This window comes from Marinoscillum sp. (assembly GCF_965229915.1).
GTDB lineage: Bacteria > Bacteroidota > Bacteroidia > Cytophagales > Cyclobacteriaceae > Marinoscillum.
Genome location: NZ_CBDDJZ010000001.1, coordinates 1,074,347 through 1,094,164, shown reverse-complemented (window position 1 = coordinate 1,094,164; position 19,818 = coordinate 1,074,347). Strand labels below are relative to the sequence as shown.

General features: G+C 43.4%; 18 protein-coding genes. 14 read left to right on the top strand and 4 right to left on the bottom strand.

The annotated features are described in order from the left end of the window. Positions 1-8: 8 nt before the first annotated feature. Together ACO067_RS04805 and ACO067_RS04800 are read left to right on the top strand one after the other, a co-directional pair. The gene (locus ACO067_RS04805) at positions 9-5,234 is read left to right on the top strand and encodes a gliding motility-associated C-terminal domain-containing protein (RefSeq protein WP_421871361.1); all 5,226 of its coding nucleotides are present in this window, start codon (positions 9-11) and stop codon (positions 5,232-5,234) included. 77 nt (positions 5,235-5,311) lie between these two features. Next, positions 5,312-6,133, top strand: coding sequence for a DUF6268 family outer membrane beta-barrel protein (locus ACO067_RS04800; protein WP_421871359.1), 822 nt, complete (start codon positions 5,312-5,314; stop codon positions 6,131-6,133). Here ACO067_RS04800 and ACO067_RS04795 read toward each other — a convergent pair. The 4 genes from ACO067_RS04795 to ACO067_RS04780 form a co-directional block, all read right to left on the bottom strand. Beyond that, a complete protein-coding gene (locus ACO067_RS04795) occupies positions 6,125-7,045 on the bottom strand; it encodes an NAD-dependent epimerase/dehydratase family protein (protein WP_421871357.1) in 921 nt (306 codons plus the stop codon). The genes ACO067_RS04800 and ACO067_RS04795 overlap by 9 nt on opposite strands. Before the next feature lie 43 nt (positions 7,046-7,088). Next, the gene (locus ACO067_RS04790; RefSeq protein WP_421871356.1) at positions 7,089-7,745 is read right to left on the bottom strand and encodes a phosphoadenylyl-sulfate reductase; all 657 of its coding nucleotides are present in this window, start codon (positions 7,743-7,745) and stop codon (positions 7,089-7,091) included. A gap of 134 nt (positions 7,746-7,879) precedes the next feature. Beyond that, entirely contained in the window at positions 7,880-8,311 is a 432-nt protein-coding gene (locus ACO067_RS04785; protein ID WP_421871354.1) for a hypothetical protein, read from the bottom strand. Positions 8,312-8,453: 142 nt separating this feature from the next. Next, on the bottom strand, positions 8,454-9,890 hold the full coding sequence (locus tag ACO067_RS04780) for a phytoene desaturase family protein (protein ID WP_421871352.1): 1,437 nt from the start codon (positions 9,888-9,890) through the stop codon (positions 8,454-8,456). A 106-nt stretch (positions 9,891-9,996) separates the two neighbouring features. Between ACO067_RS04780 and ACO067_RS04775 the strand changes: the two genes are divergently transcribed. The 12 genes from ACO067_RS04775 to ACO067_RS04720 all read left to right on the top strand — a co-directional run bounded on the left by ACO067_RS04775 (position 9,997) and on the right by ACO067_RS04720 (position 19,611). Continuing rightward, a complete protein-coding gene (locus ACO067_RS04775; RefSeq protein ID WP_421871350.1) occupies positions 9,997-10,404 on the top strand; it encodes a 6-pyruvoyl trahydropterin synthase family protein in 408 nt (135 codons plus the stop codon). A 10-nt stretch (positions 10,405-10,414) separates the two neighbouring features. After that, on the top strand, positions 10,415-11,071 hold the full coding sequence (gene folE / locus ACO067_RS04770) for a GTP cyclohydrolase I FolE (protein WP_421871348.1): 657 nt from the start codon (positions 10,415-10,417) through the stop codon (positions 11,069-11,071). 8 nt (positions 11,072-11,079) lie between these two features. After that, on the top strand, positions 11,080-11,781 hold the full coding sequence (locus tag ACO067_RS04765; protein ID WP_421871346.1) for an SDR family NAD(P)-dependent oxidoreductase: 702 nt from the start codon (positions 11,080-11,082) through the stop codon (positions 11,779-11,781). A 58-nt stretch (positions 11,782-11,839) separates the two neighbouring features. Then, positions 11,840-12,103, top strand: coding sequence for a hypothetical protein (locus ACO067_RS04760; protein ID WP_421871344.1), 264 nt, complete (start codon positions 11,840-11,842; stop codon positions 12,101-12,103). 12 nt (positions 12,104-12,115) lie between these two features. Continuing rightward, positions 12,116-12,562 (top strand): hypothetical protein, encoded by a 447-nt coding sequence (locus ACO067_RS04755; RefSeq protein ID WP_421871342.1) that lies wholly within the window; start codon positions 12,116-12,118, stop codon positions 12,560-12,562. Further along, on the top strand, positions 12,559-13,182 hold the full coding sequence (locus tag ACO067_RS04750; RefSeq protein ID WP_421871339.1) for a flavin reductase family protein: 624 nt from the start codon (positions 12,559-12,561) through the stop codon (positions 13,180-13,182). Before ACO067_RS04755 ends, ACO067_RS04750 begins: the two co-directional genes overlap by 4 nt. After that, complete coding sequence (locus ACO067_RS04745; RefSeq protein ID WP_421871336.1) at positions 13,179-14,183, top strand: ligase-associated DNA damage response exonuclease; 1,005 nt, start codon at positions 13,179-13,181, stop codon at positions 14,181-14,183. Before ACO067_RS04750 ends, ACO067_RS04745 begins: the two co-directional genes overlap by 4 nt. A gap of 88 nt (positions 14,184-14,271) precedes the next feature. Continuing rightward, positions 14,272-16,614 carry a sodium-translocating pyrophosphatase gene (locus ACO067_RS04740; RefSeq protein ID WP_421871334.1) on the top strand — a complete coding sequence of 781 codons (2,343 nt, stop codon included), beginning with the start codon at positions 14,272-14,274 and terminating at the stop codon, positions 16,612-16,614. 212 nt (positions 16,615-16,826) lie between these two features. Beyond that, positions 16,827-17,231: a hypothetical protein gene (locus tag ACO067_RS04735; protein ID WP_421871332.1), complete on the top strand. Its 405-nt coding sequence runs from the start codon at positions 16,827-16,829 to the stop codon at positions 17,229-17,231. Between the two features lie 123 nt (positions 17,232-17,354). Then, complete coding sequence (locus ACO067_RS04730; protein WP_421871330.1) at positions 17,355-18,620, top strand: ectonucleotide pyrophosphatase/phosphodiesterase; 1,266 nt, start codon at positions 17,355-17,357, stop codon at positions 18,618-18,620. A gap of 31 nt (positions 18,621-18,651) precedes the next feature. Further along, the gene (locus ACO067_RS04725; RefSeq protein ID WP_421871328.1) at positions 18,652-19,050 is read left to right on the top strand and encodes a DUF2784 domain-containing protein; all 399 of its coding nucleotides are present in this window, start codon (positions 18,652-18,654) and stop codon (positions 19,048-19,050) included. A 159-nt stretch (positions 19,051-19,209) separates the two neighbouring features. Further along, a complete protein-coding gene (locus tag ACO067_RS04720) occupies positions 19,210-19,611 on the top strand; it encodes a response regulator (protein WP_421871326.1) in 402 nt (133 codons plus the stop codon). Positions 19,612-19,818: the final 207 nt, after the last annotated feature.

Genomic DNA, 19,818 nt, shown 5'->3' with positions numbered 1-19,818 from the left:
AAGAGAGGATGAAGAGATTTTTACTAGGTACGTTGATTTTGCTGAGTGGTCTGGTTGCTACTGCTCAAAATTGGAACTTTAGTCTTACTGCTGTAGACGAAACTTGCTTCGATGCAGGAGACGGCTCTATAGATATTACCATGTCTGGAACCACCTCGGGACTTACCTTTGACTGGGAAGTCTTCAATGCAAGCGATGTGTCAGAGGGCACCGGTCAGGTAGGTGTTCAAACTCCAGATATTTATCAGTTTTTAGAAGATGGCGATTACACAGTAGTTGTGACCAGAAGAGATAAGCCAACAGAAACCAGAGAAAAGGATATAACTGTTGGAGGGTCTACTTCTGCATTGGTAGCTAGTAAGTCTGTCACAGCACAAAATCTTTGTAATGGAGATGCAGCAGGCGAGGTTCAAGTATCTGCTACTGGGGGAGCTGGAGGTTATCAATTTGGTTTGGCATCTGGTACTGGACAGACGAGCCCCAACTATACAGGTGGCTATTCCGACAATGGTGGAGCATTTACTTCACTCTCCGCAGGAACCTACAAGGCGTTTGTTCAAGATGATAGAGGGTGTGTAGCATCAACAGCTGAGTTTACCCTTACCGCACCCAATAGTATTTCCATCACCTATGACACCATCAATGCTAACTGTAACAACGCAGGTGGACAAATCACCATTTTGACAATTTCTGGAGGAACACCATTTAGTGCAGGAACTGCAGGATCATTTAATTATGAACAGAAATGGTATGATGGAGATGTAATCGATGATGAAGCAGAGTTAACGGCTTTGGAAAATCAGGGAACAATAACCAATCTGGACTCCGGTACATACACGGTGGTGATTACTGATAAAAATGGATGTACGGGATCGCAGCAGTTCACTATTTTCAGTGGATTTAATTTGGAGCAAAACGGATTAACGAATGTTTCTTGCTCGGCAGAACAAGACGGCCAAATCATTGTTCGCGTGGATACAGACTCCGATAATGACGAAGACCCATTTGAGCTAAGGATTTATGATGGAGCCTCAACTTCTGACCCAGAGATCGTAAGTAAGAGGAAAACAGGCAGAAAACCTGCTGATACACTTACTTTTAAAGGTCTCGGTCCAGGAACATATACGATCGTGGCAGAAGGAGCCACTGGATGTGAAAGAGAAATAGAAGTAGAGCTCACCGAACCTGATGCGCCACAAGTGGATGATGCTGAAATGACTCCTGTCGTATGTAAAGGAGATAGTGACGGATCCATATTGTTGACGGTTTCAGGAGGGTCTGGTAGTTATCGTGCTAGTTCCGATGGTGGAACTTCATACCCATGGAATAGTGACGGAAATAATCAGATAAATATTACTGGTTTAGCTGCAGCAACCTATGACATTTGGATTCAGGATGAGTCCAATTGTCCAGTGGATGCTGCCAATGTCACAGTGACTCAACCAGCCAAGCAATGGGCACTTTCAGAAGTAAGTAGAGCAGATGTAACCTGCAATGGAGCTGATAATGGACAATATGCTTTTGAATTTGATACTTCTCTAGATACTGATCCCGTAGTGGAGGACGATAATATTATTTGGAAGGATGTAGATTCTGATGAAGTAATAGCAACTGGGGTATTCGAGAAAGATGACCTCCCTGAAGGATCTTACCGTATTGAGGTAACAGCTAATTCTGGTTGCTATCGAGAGCTGACTTTTGATATCAGCGAACCTGCCCAACTAGAGATATTGGGGTCTGCTCCCGTATTCAATTGTCCCTTGAGTTTGTCTTCCACTGCTTCGGAGATCGATGCTTCTGTCACCGGAGGCAATGGAGGCTATACGTATACATGGACAAAAGATGGTGGTGCTCTTACTACAGAAGTGGCTACTGATGGAAAGCTTGAAAACATAGAAGAAAATGCGGACTATACATTGGAAGTAGAAGATTCCAAGGGATGTACAGTCACTCGTACGTTCAATGTGGAAATACCTGATGAAATTGAAATCACAGTAGCGTCCAAGGTGAATGTGGCTTGTAGAGGCGAATCCACTGGATCAATTGACATCATAGTAACGGGAGGAACACCACAGTCAGACGATACCTACATTTATTATTGGGAAAAGGATGGTTCAGGTACTCAATTTGCTAATACGGAGGATTTGTCAGACTTAGCAGCAGGGACTTACGCTGTTACTGTGACTGATGACAATTCTTGCACTGCTGCTACTGTCAATTACACCATCACCCAACCTGCCAGTGCTTATTCACTTAGCGGAGAGGTTACTCCGGTCATTTGCAATGGAGAAGGAAGTGGAGCAATTGACGTGACTATCAATAGAGACATCACAGCGACCAAACATCCCAACCCAACCAGTATAGAATGGACCAAAGACGGAGTAGCCTATGCATCTGATGTGATTGACCTAACAGGTTTGGAACCAGGCACTTATGTGCTTACTACTAATGATACTTATGGTTGTCAGCAGACAGCCACCTTTGAGGTAGAGGAGTATCCTCAGCTCCGGGTGAACCCGACCGTGACGGACAATACCTGCGACGGTTATACGGATGGTAGAATAGTGGTAAATCCAGTCGGTGGCTATCTCGGAACCAATGATGGGTACACCATCCGATGGTACAAAGATGGTACTATCCAAGGATTGCTCAATGATGAAACGGAGTACGACAACTTACCAGATGCTACCTATCGAGTAGTCGTTTCAGATTCACTTGGCTGCACCAAAGACACCACCATCGTCATCGATGCACCGGATGCTGTCAGCACCACCTCAGCCGTTACCAACATACAGTGCAAAGGTGATGAAGATGGAAGCATCGCATTGGATATTGCCGGAGGTACAGCGCCTTACACCATCCTTTGGAAAGAAAATGATGCATCGGGAGCATCCATCAGCACCAATGACACCATTACAGATCTTGGTCCAGGGACATATTTTGTTTCCATCGAAGATGCGAATTCTTGCTCACCCATTTACACCAATACCTACACAGTCACTGAGCCAGCCACGGCCTATAGTATTGATCTAGAAGCTACTGACATCACTTGCGTAGATGAGAATGATGGTGAACTGGAAGTGGTCATCACAGCCGACGCAGGCCATCCTTCTACTTATTCCTATAAGTGGTACCGAAATGATACGGAGCTGTCTTCTTCTGGAGGGACGATTTCTGGACTTGATTCAGCCCAATATAAAGTAGAGGTGACGGATGCCAATGGATGTGTTCGCATAGCTACTTATGATTTGCAAGACCCCGAACAGGTCTATTTCAATCCACTAGTAACAGGAGTAACATGCAATGACTTCAGTGATGGGGAAATTATTTTAGACCCCAGCGGAGGATATGGAAGCTTCAGTGCGGTATGGGTAAAGAACCAATCTGCCACACTTACTGGTACTAATTTGAGCCGATCCAACCTCTCTGCAGGCCGTTATGACATTACATTAAGTGATGCTGGAGGCTGTGAGGTGGATACGACCATCTTTATAGATAACCCACTACCGATCATTGCCACACCTACTGTCACCAACTCGTCTTGTGTGGGTGGTTCCGATGGAGCCATTAGCTTGTCCATTGCCAATGGAAATGCACCTTATACGGTGAAATGGTTGCTAAATGACCAGCTCTTCAGTACCGAGCAGAACATCTCAAACCTTTCAGCAAATACCTATCAACTCATTGTATCAGATCGCTTCAACTGTGCTATTGATACCACAGAAGTGATAGTGTCGGACCCACCATCTGATTTTACTATTGAGGGAATTGTTGACAAGATTACCTGCAGGGATGCTTTAGATGGAAGTATCGATGTGACCATAGCCATCACTGGTGAACCTGACCTGGATTATGAGGTGTATTGGGAGAAAAATGGCTCTCTTTTTTCTCAGAACAATGAAGATTTAACCGGTATTGGGCATGGGGAATATGAGTTGTTTGTGGAGGATCAATATGGTTGTATCAAATCTGAAACGTTTCTTATTGAAAACCCTGAGGAGTTAAGTTTGATAATTGAAGTAAAGGATGTTAGTTGCTACCAGGAGACCGATGGATCTGTGGCTGTACAGGTGACAGGTGGATATGGTTCCTATACATATGAGTGGTTGAAAGATGATGAACCTTTTGATGTAACGGCCTCATTTGCCACTGGATTGGAAGCTGCTTTTTATGAAATCATCGTCACCGATGCGGAAGACTGTAGTATAAGTCGCACGGTGGAAGTGGAGCAGCCGGATCCTTTCGTGATAGAAGTAGAGTCTGCCGATAATATTTGTGCTACTCCATATGATTCTGAACTGAATGCGACGGTCAGGGGAGGAACATTGCCGTATAAATTGCAGTGGTTCAAAGACGGTCTGCCATATTCCAAAGAGGAGGATTTGATCGGTGTTCCTGCGGGTACTTATTACCTGATGGCGACTGATACTAATTTCTGTGAGACCGTATCCGACGATATCGTCATCACTACACCAGTACCTCTAGGTTTGGAGGTTATTTCTATTGAAAACAACCTCTGCCCCAACACCCAGAATGGAGCTATTAGCTTCCAGGGAACAGGAGGTACTTTCCCTTACAGGTATTCATTTGACACTGCGGCGTATGGTTCCGTGAATAACTTCTTTAATCTGGCAGGAAGACAGTATTTGGTCAGTGTGCAGGATAATGTGGGATGTACGTTTGATACGCTCATTACTATTGACAATGAATACGAGCTCGAGGCAGAGTTTAGCATTGAAACGGATGAATTTGCTATTGATTTCCCCATTACACTGACAGATGAATCGCTTGGAGAAGCCATCGTGCAGTGGTTTTGGGATTTTGGTGATACGCGAGCATCCGAAGATCAAAACACCTCAGTTACCTATACCACGCCAGGTAAGTATGCACTGACACTTACTGTAGAAAATGAAGTGGGTTGTCGATTGTCCAAAACGGATACATTGGTGATAGCGCAGGGGTACAACTTTACAGTGCCAACGGCATTTACACCCAATAATGATGGAGTTAACGAGAGTTTTAGACCAGCTTTTCAGAATATTGAAAGTATGGACTTAAAAGTGCAGGACCGCAACGGAGTTATTGTTTACCAGTCGGATAAGCTAAGTGCCTTTTGGGATGGTAAATTCAATGGTCAGAACGCTCCTCAGGGAGTTTATTACTATGAAGTTACCTTCACTGCCAGATCAGGGAAAGTGCGCAAACAGGCTGGAAAAATCTTCTTAATGCGTTGATTCGATACCCGACATTTTTAGTTTTTATGGCGATATCGGCCTGCGTTTACAGCCAATCTAGTATTGATCTGCTGACCTTGTCATATCGCAGAGGATTACCCACAGACCTGTCCGACGGCACTGGAGAAGCGGTAGAGGATGTGGCTTTTGCTAATGTGAAATTACCCATAGTATTGAATGATCGCGCCATCTGGTACAACGATTTAACCTATCAGGGTTCGTTTGTGAGCTTTTCTTCACCTTCTACTTCGTCAGTGGGGCTGCACCAATTCATTCTTCAAACTGGATTGGTCCAGCGGTTCAACAGTAAACAAGCAATGCAGGTATTGTTTGTTCCTCGATTGATGTCGGATTTGCACCAAATCGACTCGAGACACTTCCAACTTGGCGGAATCGGGATGTATGAAAACAAGTTTAGTGATCAATTGCTGATGCGTTTTGGGCTGATGGCCAATAGAGACCTGTTTGGACCAATGTTCGTTCCGCTGATTTATGCTGATTGGAAGATCAGTGACAAACTAAGTTTTATTGGGCTGGTGCCAATTTATGCCAAGCTGAACTATCAAGTGAATGAGCGGCTGGCGGTAGGGTTAAGCCAGTTTGGTCTGATCACTTCTTATCAAATGGGAGAAGCCAGCTTTGGAGGTGATTATTTTGAGAGAAAAAGTATCGATCTATGTGTTTTCGGCCGGTATCAACTGGTCGGACGACTATTTGCTGAATTTCGAGGAGGATATGCTGTGGGCCGGACCTACAAGCAATTTGCGGCCGATGATCAAGTAGACGCACGTATTGCGATCATCACCATTGGCGATGATCGCATTCAGAAAAATGTCTCTTTCGATCCAGGTATAATCCTAGACTCTAGGGTTGTGTACAACCTTCAGCTATCAGAATGAAAACTTGTTGTGAAAATCTGCTATCTGATTTTTGAAAGAAATCTTATCCTTGATATCCACGTATTGCGCCAGTTTTAGTTCTGGGCTCACCAGGATGTTTCTGAGCTTCAAGTGCTGATTAATAAAGATGAATTCGAGTGTTGGATTGACCTCCTTCATCACGTCTACAATATCCAATATACTGAAGTTGGTACCCACAAGATTGTAAATACCCGATGGAGCTTCAGAAGACAATAGTTGATTGAATACATCTGTGATGTGGTCGATGTGGATGAAGGCGCGGCTTTGTTTGCCATCGCCGTGGATGGTAATCCGATTATTGAAGTTGCTTTCAAAGACAAACTTATTGATCACCGAGTCAAACCGCATGCTTCGACTGTAGCCGTAGATGTTGCCACATCGAATGATGTGCATTTTCATTTTTGATTGCAACCGGCTCACATGCTCTTCGCCTCTGAATTTGGAAATGGCATAAAATGTTCGAGGGTTGGGTACAGTCTCTTCATTGATCTCCGTACTGCTGGAGCCATATACCCCAATACTGCTACTGTAAATGAAGTGTTTCACATTACTTTCTTCTGCGGCATATACCAGCTCGGCCGTACCCCAGTGATTCACCTGCTCAAAGAAATGAGGGTCTGTATTGGCAAAGGGGGTCGTTACCTTGGCTGCCAGGTGATAAACCACATCCACATCTTCTAGCGCTTTTTTGAGCTTTCTAGAGTCTAGTAATTCTCCTTGGATGAATGAGATGTTCTCGTGGTTTTGATATTTATGTCCTGTGAATAAGGCAAAATTGTCCCTGCTTAGGTTGTCATAAATTTTGATTTGTTTCACCTCAGGATTCTGAGAAAGACGTTTGATGAGTTCAGTTCCGAGGTAACCGGCTCCACCGGTGATAAGTATGTTCATGGATAGAATTCGTTAACAGTTAAATTTACTGGGTGAGGGTTGTCTACTTCTTTACGAGATCGGTATGAAGACCACATTCCACTTTGTTGAGTCCATACCAACGCGCTTCGCGTTCTTGCATTTCTGGATCCATTTTGCGTGTGCATGGTTCGCACCCTATACTCATATATCCTTTTGCGTCCAGTGGGTGTCGGGGTAGGTTGTGCTCCTTGATATAGCCAAAGATACTCTTCATGCTCCAGTCGAGCATCGGGTGAAACCGGATGGTTCCGTGAGGAGCGTCTTGTTCTACCTGCATGGCTTTCCTAATAGCACTTTGGTCGCCACGAACACCATTGATCCATACGTCATAAGTCTTTAGAAGCTCTTCTGTAGGTGCTGTTTTGTTGATGTAGCAGCAATGATCGGGGTCAGAAGTAAACAAGAGTTTGCCATCCTGATCTCGCTGCATAAAGCGCGGCATGGATGATTTGGTTTCAATCACATTCAAGCCAAACTCTTCGGCTATTTGATCCTTAAAAGCCACCGTTTCGGGAAAGTGATATCCTGTATTTAAAAAATAGATAGGAATACTTCGGTCGATACGGCTGATAATATGAAGCATCACCAAGCTGTGGGTTTGAAAAGAGCTAGTGGTAAACAGCTTCTTACCTTGGGCTTGGTACTGGTTGAGTTTTTCTTTGATTTGTGGAATTTCCATTGTTCAAATTTAGCCTACAAAACAACAGGCCTGTGTGAAGAATTCAAACAATGTGGGATTTTTCTTTCGAAATAGAAGTTGAGGGTGGGAGAATGGGAAAGACCGTGGAGACTATTCCACGGCCTTAGGCAGGTTTAAGCATATTTAGCGCGCTCCAACAGATAGCCTAATCTGCTGAAGGAGTCTTCTTCTGACAGCCCATTTCTGATGTTCATTTTTAAAAATGACACCAATTCAGCGGCTTTTTCTCTAGAGAGTTCAAGGCCAGAAATAAGTTTTCTAATCAGCGATTCTTTCTTTTCTGACAGTGCACCATTCTTCATAAAGCTGCTCACCAGGTAGTAAATGATCGAAAACCGATCTTTCGAAGATTCTGGTAGCTTGAGTTTGAAGCTTTCTACATCTGCCTCACTGTGCTGTTTAGCTGAAGGTGTGTAGTTAAGTTCCCGCATGAGTATTTGTAGCTCTTCCGGGTCAAATGCATTGTGGGCTTCACCAATCAATGCAAGTTTGGTCACATATTCTTTCTCCTTGTTAAGAGAGAAGATCGACTGTATCCATCCCATATTCTTATCTATTTAATTAGTGGTTTCATCGATAAATATAGGTAATTCATCTGATACTGCAATACAATAATGCAATTAAATAAAGGAATAGTATAATTATATACCACGCACAGGTATGTTGATTTTGGTAGAAAAAATTGAATTATAACCAGTCAGAGACTAATTTTTGAGCGGCAATCAACCCACTCAATGTTGCGCCGGGAATGCCCTGCCCGGGGTATGCTGTATCTCCACATTGATAGGCTTTGTCCATATCGAGACGAGCTTCGATCATCTGCCAGGGTTTGGTTTTTAAGTACTGTGGATAGCCGCCTACAAAACCAAAAGCACGACCAGTCCATTTACTCCATGACTTAGGACCGCTACTATGCTGAAATACCACTTGGTTTGTTCGAATGAGGTCTCGCTCTTGCAAGATGTTCAAAATAGCTGCTTCCACTTTCGCTGAGTCAACGATGGTGTTTTTAGGGTCGGGAATGTGTGTACTAATAGACGCCACCATGCATCCATCTTCAGATCTTGTGGTGTCTTCAGGGTGGCTTAAGCTCAAGAAAATGCTGTGACTGCCAGTCTCGGATAACGGCGCATTTAGATGAATCTGATGGTGCAGACTTTCATAATTACGATGTGGCCTAAAGGCAACTCCCATCTGAAAGGCACTGTAGAGCTTTTCTGAAGTGAGTAGTTTCTGATGAATTGGTTTTCTAATGACATTGGAGCTTATGGATTGCAGATTGTTGATGGGAATGCCAGAGATGAGGTATTTACTTTTGAACCGACTGTTTTTTGTAATAACCTGATAGGTATCTTTTTCTTTGATGATGTGCTGTACGCCATCTCTGTAGATGATTTCCCCGCCATTATCGGTGATGTAGTTGATAATGGGTTTCACCAGATTGATCAAGCCACCATCTATGTAATGATTGCCATAATTGGTATAGCAAAGTGCCGCAGCACCAAATAGATGATTGACTTCTTCTGCACGATTTTGAGCAGTGATCAAAAGCTGTTCATCTACAAATCGCTTGAACAACGAGTCATTTATACCTGAACGATCCACTATGTCCTGAGTGGACTTAAAGGCAAATCGGGCGTCCAGTACATCCATAGGATTGGCTTTTTTTGCGAGATTCAGCCAGTCCTGCCAGGTCTTAGGTGGGAAATGTTGGTATCGAGTAGAGGCCTTCCACACAAACTGACTTAACCCATAGGCAACCTGCCAGAATTTCTCCTGATTACCAGTGAAGTGTTTGCCTGCTTCTTTTTTCCATTTCTCTAGGTCTTGATACCTGTTGATTACCTTGTCATCAATATGTACCTGCATGGGTAGCTCCAATTTTCTTGAAGGAATTTCTATTCCGGTCGAATCCAGCAAATACCTAAGCGGCATATGAGCATCTAATCCCACCAGTGTGGTTGCACCAGCTTCAAATACATAGCCCTTGCGCCAAAACGAAGAAGTGCAGCCGCCAGGTTGCCAGTTTTGCTCTATGATAAGTGGCTTCATTCCCCGTTTGGTCAGCATAGCTGCAGCAGTGAGAGCACCCATTCCGCTACCGATTACGATCACATCCCGCATTAAATGTTTAATTTATCTCAATAAAAGTTAAACAAATAGATTTTGCTTTATGTTTGAGAGAAAAAATGTGGTCAGAATGTTACTATTTTGCCAAAAGCACTAATTCATGAAGATAGCTGTATTTCGCAAGGAACACTTTAACGCTGCCCATCGTCTTAATAACCCTAAGTGGTCTGAACAGAAAAATGATGAGGTTTTCGGGAAATGTAACAACCCCAATTGGCACGGCCATAATTATGAGCTAATTGTCAAATTGGTAGGCGAGCCAGATCCTGACACAGGTTATGTGTACGACATGAAGGAATTAAGTGATCTGATCAAGAATGAAGTATTGATCAGGTTTGATCACAAGAATTTGAATTTAGATACAGACGAGTTTAAAGAGCTCAACCCAACGGCTGAAAATATTGCGGTAGTCATCTACAATATCTTGAGACCAAAAATTGATGAGCGATTAGAAATGAAAGTGACTTTATACGAAACAGAGAGAAACTATGTTGAATACCCCGCTTAATTTGCAAGATATGGAAGATGAGTTTGAAGAAGATCACGTAGGTTCTTCTGATGAAACCCCTTTAAGACCAGATGCTTTTGCCAAGGATGATGATCTGAAGATCGAATTGATCTCAAAACATTTCAAAGAGATCATGGAAATATTGGGATTAGACCTGACAGATGATAGCCTGCAAGGCACACCAAAGCGTGTGGCCAAAATGTATGTACAGGAGGTGTTCAGCGGATTGAATCCTAAGAATAAGCCCAAAGCCCGGCTTTTTGAGAACAAGTACAACTATGATCAAATGCTGGTCGAAAAGGATATTACATTCTATTCGCACTGCGAGCATCATTTTGTACCCATCTATGGTAAGGCCCATGTGGCATATTTCTCTAGTGGCAAGGTGATTGGTTTGTCTAAGATCAATCGGATCGTTCAGTACTATTCTAAAAGGCCGCAGGTACAGGAGCGTCTCACTGTGCAGATTGCCAATGAGCTGAAAGAAGTACTTCAGACCAGAGATGTGGCTGTTGTGTTGGACGCCACCCACATGTGTGTATCATCCAGAGGTGTGAATGATACCAACAGCATGACAGGTACGGCTTTTTTTGATGGTAAATTCAAGGAACAGAGTGTTAAAACCGAATTTTTGAATTACATCAATTCAAAGACAGATTTAAAATAGAGTAACTCATGGAGTTTGAAGGAAAGAACATACTGGTGGTTGGCGGAACCAGCGGGATAGGTAAGGCTCTTGTTTCTAAACTCAAATCATCAGGAGCCAATGTCATCAATGCTTCCAGATCAGAAGCTGATGGTGTTGCGAACATTTCACTTGACGTGACTGAAGACTTCCAATCCATCGAAGGGCTGCCAGAGCAATTGGATGGATTGGTGTACTGTCCGGGCTCTATCAACTTAAAACCGTTTCAGAGTTTAAAACCACAGGACTATCTGGAAGATTATCGGATCAATGTGGTAGGAGCATTGAATGCTGTAAAAGCAAGCCTGAAAAGTCTCAAAAAATCTGAATCTGCCTCCATTGTCTTTTTTAGCACGGTGGCAGTGTCACAAGGAATGAGTTTTCATACCAGTGTGGCAGCCGCCAAAGGTGCTATTGAGGGTGTCACGAGATCACTGGCTGCAGAGTTTGCGAGGCAGGGCATCCGTGTCAACGCCATTGCGCCGAGCCTCACAGATACACCCATGGCCTCCAGTTTGTTATCTAGTGACGACAAGCGAAAAGCCTCAGAAGATCGTCACCCTTTGAAACGAGTCGGGACTGCCGGAGAAATGGCGGACGCAGCAGCTTATTTGCTATCTGGAGCTACCAGTTGGATGACAGGTCAGGTGCTCCATTTGGACGGGGGTATGTCGTCTATTCGTCCTCTTTGAAAAAAAAATCTAAACAATTTCATAGAACAGCTTAATTAATAGTTAAGACAACGTTTTTATGAGTCGTCCACCAGAAGCATTCATGATTTTTAAGGAAGAGCTGAAAAAAGCTCAGTTGGAGAAAGAGCGTCTCAAGGAGGAGTATGAGTCAAAAATCAAACAATTTTCCTCCGATATGGGTCTTCTTAAAGAGAAGATGGCTGCCCAGGAAGAAATGATGAAAACAGCTCTGGAATACGCTATGAAACTCGAGAATCAATTAAAAGAGTTTAAAGCCAGAGTTGAAAATGATGACGAGCGCAATAGTAATGGCTATCACTAAATCAAGAGTAAGATGAAGGATGTCATGGAAAAGCAATTGACTGACTTGGGATTTGAAAAAATCTATTCCAATGAATATGCAGAGGTTTATACCAATAGATCTCGAAAGACCATTTCCTGTAAAATCACAGCGGATTATGTTCCTATTCGATTTTTTATAGAAACATTCAATCAAATCAGCAAACAAGTACTGCACGGAAGTTTTGAGAAATTCATTTTTGATAAGCGTGAACTTCGGACATTTCATCAGCCATCTATGGAGTGGTACTTTATAGAGTGGAAAACCAAAATGATTGAAAGTGGACTTGTTAAACATCGAAAGCTTCTTCCTGATCTTCCATGGTTTGTGAAAGCGGTAGAGATCGCCAAAAAGCCACTTCTGGAAAAAATACCCAATGAGGTTATGGATCAATTGGACATAATTTACTGCGATAGTTTAGAAGAAGCACTTGACCGATGATATTGTCAAGTGAAGGGATTGCAGGCTTAGACCAGCGATTTCGTACCAATCTGATTAATTCAATCACAGGTTTCAAAAGCGTGGCTTTGGTGGGTACCAAGAGCCTTGCCAACCAGACTAATCTGGCCATTCTTAGCCAAATCATACACGTTGGAGCCAATCCACCACTTATTGGAATTCTGTTCAGGCCGGACGTGGTACCCCGACATACCTACTCAAATATTCTTGCCAGCAAGGTGTTTACCATCAATCACATCCACTCATCCTTTGTCAAAAAAGCACATCATACTGCAGCAAGGTGGGAAGAGAGTGAGTTCAATGCATGTGGACTCACAGAAGAATGGGTCGATGGTTTTGGAGCACCTTTTGTAAACGAATCGCATATTCAAATCGCCTGCGAGCTGGTAGAAAACCTGGATGTAAAAGCGAACGGAACTCATTTTGTTGTAGGTAAGATTCTAAGCATCAAGGTTCCCGACGAGGTAATACTGGAAGATGGTTTTGTAGATCTCGAGGCAGCCGGTACTTTGACCTGCTCAGGGTTGGACAGTTATCACCAGACCAGTAAAATTGCCAGATTCACCTACGCCAAACCTGGTCATGAGCCCAAGGAGCTATGAATGGCCTGTTGACCTATACCGAATCAGGCATTTATTGTCCGCAGGGAGATTTTTTCATCGATCCCTGGAGACCAGTGGATCGAGCCATCATCACCCATGCGCATGCTGACCATGCCCGACCTGGGCATAAACACTATCTCACACAGACTCTCAACCGGGAAATTCTCAAACTGAGACTTGGAAATGATATTAGATTGCAACTCTTGGATCATGGTGCATCCCAAACCATCAATGGAGTGAAACTTTCGTTTCATCCGGCAGGTCACATCTGGGGATCTTGTCAGGTTCGCCTGGAGTACAAGGGAGAAGTGTGGGTAGTATCCGGAGACTACAAAGTAGAGAGTGATGGATTTAGTGGTGAGTTCGAACCAGTAAGGTGTCATACGTTCATCACTGAGACCACTTTTGGTTTGCCAGTATTCAAATGGAGACCTCAAGAGGAGGTCATTAACCAGATCAATGATTGGTGGCGACGCAATGCGACCGCAGGTAAAACGAGCATTCTATGCGCTTATGCTCTTGGTAAGGCACAGCGTATTTTGTATAACATAGATCATCATATCGGAAAAGTATTTGTGCAAGGAGCTGTCGCCAATGTGAATGAGGCATTAGAAAGGGACGGAGCTCAACTGCCGGCCTATGCTTATGCCTGTCCTGATATCGACAAGAGGGAATATCCCGGCAGTCTGATAATTACCCCGTCATCATCGGTAGGGACATCCTGGATGCGCAAATTTCAACCCTATGAAGTAGCCACTGTTTCAGGTTGGATGCAGATACGTGGGATCAAGCGCCGGAGAAATTCGGGACATGGATTTGTGATGTCAGATCATGCCGACTGGGATGGCCTTAACTGGGCAGTGGCACAAACGGGTGCAGAAAAAGTCTATGTCACGCATGGTTATACAGATGTATTCAAGAAGTGGCTGGAACAGCAGGGACTTGAAGCCGGAATTGTCGAAACCAAATTCGATGGAGAGGTTTTGGAAAATCAACAATAAATCACAATAAATACTCCTCAAATTTTACATTTTTATAATTTCTCAAGGCTATTATCTTTGCACATCTTTTGAAAAACCAAATAAAAATATGAGTTATTTGATATACGCAGTGCCGGCATTGGCATTGATTGGGATCATCGTGATGATTATCAAATCACGGTGGGTGAACAAGCAAGATGCCGGAGATGATAAAATGCAATCGCTCGCTAACCACATTCGTGAAGGAGCATTGGCATTTTTAAGTGCAGAGTACAGGGTTTTAGCCGTCTTCGTTGTAGTGGCTGGTATCCTATTGGGAGTGATATCTACCTTGGTGGAGACAACTCATTGGTTTATTGTAGTTGCATTCGTGATCGGGGCGATCTTCTCAGCAGTAGCTGGAAATATCGGCATGCGTATCGCTACTGCAGCTAATGTAAGAACGACTCAAGCAGCTCGTACCAGTTTGCCACAAGCACTCAAAGTTTCATTTACAGGAGGTACTGTGATGGGATTAGGTGTTGCAGGTTTGGCCGTTTTCGGTTTGAGTATTCTATTCATTTTACTCTTCACATGGTTTATGGGAGGTCAGTGGACTTCCAATGACGACATGACCATGGTACTAGAGGCTTTGGCAGGGTTCTCGCTAGGCGCTGAGTCAATAGCATTGTTTGCCCGTGTAGGTGGAGGTATTTATACTAAAGCTGCAGATGTCGGAGCTGACCTGGTAGGTAAAGTAGAGGCTGGTATCCCCGAGGATGACCCAAGAAACCCTGCTACCATTGCTGATAACGTAGGTGATAATGTGGGAGACGTTGCAGGTATGGGAGCCGACTTGTTTGGTTCATACGTAGCAACAGTTCTGGCATCTATGGTGCTTGGAAACTATGTGATCCGCGATATGGGTGGATCCATTGAAGATCAATTTGGAGGAATAGGCCCAATCTTGTTGCCGCTTGTTATTGCTGGTGTTGGGATCATCTTCTCAATAGCCGGAACATGGGTAATCAAAATAAGTAATGAAAATGCCAAAGAGGCTGAAGTACAAAAAGCCTTGAATATGGGTAACTGGGGATCTATCATCCTCACGGGAATCGCTTGTTACTTCCTAATAAACATGTTACTTCCTGCTACCATGCAAATGTCGTTGTTTGGTGAAGGAATAGTTGAGATTTCATCAACTCGCGTATTCGGTGCTGTGTTAGTGGGGCTTTTCGTAGGAGGAGCTATTTCTTACATGACAGAATACTTCACAGGACTAGGCAAGAAGCCTGTAATGGATATCATCCAAAACTCTTCTACAGGAGCCGCAACCAACATTATTGCAGGTTTGGCTACTGGTATGAAATCGACTTTTGGACCGGTTATTCTCTTTGCTGGAGCAATATGGGGTGCGTATGAGTTAGCTGGTTTTTATGGTGTAGGTATTGCAGCTTCGGCTATGATGGCTACTACGGCTATGCAGTTGGCTATCGATGCGTTCGGACCGATCGCTGATAATGCTGGTGGTATAGCAGAAATGAGTGAGCTACCTGAGGAAGTAAGAACCAGAACGGATATCCTGGACTCAGTAGGTAATACGACTGCCGCCATTGGCAAAGGATTTGCGATTGCTTCTGCAGCTTTGACTGCATTGGCGCTATTTGCTGCCTATGTCACCTTCACTGGAATTGACGGTATCAATATTTTCAAAGCGGATGTGTTAGCTGCTTTATTTATTGGAGGTATGGTACCAGTAATCTTCTCTGCTTTGGCTATGGAATCAGTTGGTAAAGCCGCCATGGAGATGGTGAAAGAAGTAAGAAGACAATTCAAGGAAATTCCGGGGATTCTAGAGGGAACAGGTAAGCCTGAATATGATAAGTGTGTAGAGATCTCTACAAAGGCTTCTATCAAAGAGATGATGCTTCCTGGTGCGATCACCATTGTATTCCCTATTCTTATTGGATTCCTCATGGGACCCGAAGCACTTGGTTCCTATATGGCTGGGGTTGCAGTATCAGGTGTACTTTGGGCGATCTTCCAAAACAATGCCGGTGGTGCTTGGGATAATGCGAAGAAATCATTTGAAGCCGGTGTTATGATCGATGGTGAGATGACTTACAAAGGATCTGATGCGCACAAAGCGGCTGTTACTGGTGACACTGTAGGAGATCCTTTCAAGGATACCTCAGGGCCTTCTATGAACATCCTCATCAAACTTACGTGTTTGGTAGGGCTGGTTATTGCACCTATTTTGGGTGAGATCTATGGAGGAGTGTCTCATAGTGCTGCCAAAGTGGATGCTGTGGAGCAAATTGTAGAGAAACGTGAAATCAAAGTGACTGTGGAAGGAGAAGATGAAGAAAACCTTAAAGCAGAAATCACTATCGTCGATGGAGATAAGACAGAAACTAAAACAGTAGAAGGGACTAAAGCAGAAATTGAAGCTGCAGTAGAAGAACAGAAATAGTCCCATTAAATGACTAGATGACTAACCCTTCGGAGCAATCCGAAGGGTTTTTTTGTTTTTACGTCTCTGGTCTTGACTTTCGTTTTTGGCGGTAGATAGATGTTTTTTGCCCGCTTATCGAAATATATAGTTTAATCAAAGGTATATAACTTGCTGTAAAATAGGAGTTTAAGAAAAATATTTATATTTGCATAGACCAACGCCTTGACTACATGAGTAAAATCTTACAACCAAACCACATTTCCCTGGTGCTTTGGATGAGCATTGCACCGCTATTTTTGTTGGCCAACTTTGATGCAGACAAAGAACAGTTCGAACTTCTTTCCGAACGATTGAATGAAGCCATTGAGGCTAGGAACTTTCAGGATGCACGCACCACTATCGAGGAGCTAATGCCGCTAATGAAAGAGGCTTTAAAAGAAGATAAGAAGGAGCTCTCAGCTCTAAAAAAAGAGGACAACCCTACTGAAGATCCCGCCTCGTTTCAGAAAAAGCTTGATCGCAAAACAGAACTATACAATTCACTGAAAAAGCTGGTCGGAGTATCGCCGGCAGCACTGAGGAGTAAATCCAAACTCATCAAAGAAGAAGTTTCAGAGTTCATAGAGCTCAGCTAAAGACCTTATTTTGTTTACTGATAATTATCTAAAACCTTCCCATGCATTGGGAGGGTTTTTTTGATGGACGGGACGGTAGATTTAAGATGTTTTCATGAGTTTTGCAGGGATGACAAACACCTAATGACACGTTTACTTACGCTCCTCTTATTCTTTTTAATCGTCTTCAGCACATTTGGTCAGCAGCTTTCTTATGAGGAAGTCAAGCAACTGGAAATGGTGGTACCAGACCGGCAAAACTCCCAATGGGCTAAAAATCAGCCTTATGTCGTCATGCTGAGTATTGATGGATTCAGACATGACTATGCTGAAATGTATCAGGCCAAAAACATTCTTTCTGTTGCCAAAAATGGAGTGAGTACCCAGTCTCTGATCGCTTCCTTTCCTACTAAGACATTTCCCAATCATTACACTTTAGTCACCGGATTATATCCTGGAAATCATGGACTGGTTAGCAATGAGTTTTACAGCCGGGAGAAAGACTATTGGTATAAGATCCGGGACAAAAGTGCAGTTCAGGACGGTTCCTGGTATGGTGGAGTACCACTGTGGACTTTAGCAGAACAACAAGGTATGCTGTCTGCGAACTTCTTTTGGGTAGGTTCTGAAGCTCCAATAGGTGGTTCGCTATCCACATACTCTTATCAGTACAATTCTGGAGTCTCCAATCAACATCGGGTGCAGCGCATATTGGATTGGCTACAGATGCCTCCTGAGATAAGGCCTCACATGATACTGGGCTATTTCTCATTGGTGGACGATGCGGGTCACCGATATGGTCCTGAGCATGCGAAAACAAAAGAAGCTGTACTCAGAATAGATGAGCTGGTGGGTCAGCTAATAAGAGGATTGGAGAAGCTGAACTTGCCAGTTCATATCGTCTTGGTGTCAGATCACGGGATGTCCACCATCACCAACGGTATGGTACTGCCAGAAATGATCGATCTGGAGGATGCCAAAGTATCCTATAGCTTTCCGCCGATGATCTATCAATCTGATTCCGCTAAGCTCGAGAGGCTCTACGATCAACTGCTGCAAATTGAAGGTTTGTATGTTTATAGACAGGAGCAGGTGCCAAATTACCTACACTTCAGCAATAGGGATCGCATTGGAGATTTGGTGTTAATGACTGATGCTCCCACCATCATTATGGAGAAACCCCAGGTAGTGACCGGGGGAACTCACGGATTCGACCCGTATGCCGATCGGGACATGGGGGCGATTTTCTATGGACAGGGTCCATTGTTCAAATCGGGAGTGGAAATTTCACCTGTTGAAAACATCCACATCTACCCGCTCATAGCGGAGATCTTAGGTCTAAAGATCACAGAACCAATTGATGGAAAGCTGGAAATGATGGATTACCTGCTCAGTAAGGCCGAAAATTGAGATTGGCATACTTTTAGATAAGTAGGTCTCTATGTTGCACTTTTTAGATTTGTTCCTTACGGTATTTCATAGCGCTTTTGTGCTACTTGTTTTGTTTGGGTGGACGATCCCCAAAATAAGGAAATACCACGTTACCGCAATTTTGTTGACCCTGGTTGCCTGGCTTTTGGTTGGATTATACAAAGGGTATCTGGGGTATTGCCCACTCACTGATTGGCACTGGGATATCAAAAGGGCCCTTGGTGAGACCGGAATGCCAAGTTCATTCATCGAGTACATGGTGGAGAAGGTTATCGGATTGAATTTCCCAACCTTATTCATCGACATTGTGACTGTTTCCGGGTTGGTCTTTGGTATCGTAATGAGCCTAGTGGGGTATGTCAGACATGTTAGGAATTCTGAAAAGAAACCACCGCAAATGGCTAATTAAGAGAGATAATCAAGGTGTCGTTCTCATTCTATTTCTTTGGAAATGATTGCTCAAGAAAAAATATTCAGTACCAAAAAATTCCCGATCAGCAGGAAAGTTGTTCATGACTATAATTAGTTGTTAACTTGTACATTGATTTGAAGTCAACCTAATCGATTTATGACACGTCCTGAAAAACTTGAAATCTTATATGTCGACGATGAGCCTGCAAACCTGCGGAGTTTCAAATCGGCATTTAGACGCTTATACAAAGTGCATATTGCTGATCATCCATCCAAGGCGATGGACATTGTGAAGGAGAAAGACCTGAAAATAGTTGTTTCGGATCACAGAATGCCAGATCTCGTTGGAACGGATCTCCTCAGAGAAGTTCATGACTATGATGATAAAATCAAACGGATCATATTGAGTGGTTTCGTCTCCAAGGAGGAATTAGTAGAAGCTAACAGATCGTTTGGTTTGCACGCATACATCCCTAAGCCATGGGACTTTGAAGATGTGAATGCCACATTCGAACGATTGCTCTCCGAAGAGGAATCTCCGAAAATGAATTACGAATAACAGCTCATTAACTATAGAAACAAGCCCTTCTCTATCGCAATGAGAAGGGCTTTTTCATTTTGACAATCCAGAGATGGCTCCTACGCTTTTAGTAGCATATCAATGCTGTTTCTCGCTCTTTTAAAGGGTTAATGGAATAAATATTTAGTCAAATCCTATTTTGGCACGGTAATCGCTATTCTATTAATCAGTAGAATTCTTATACAA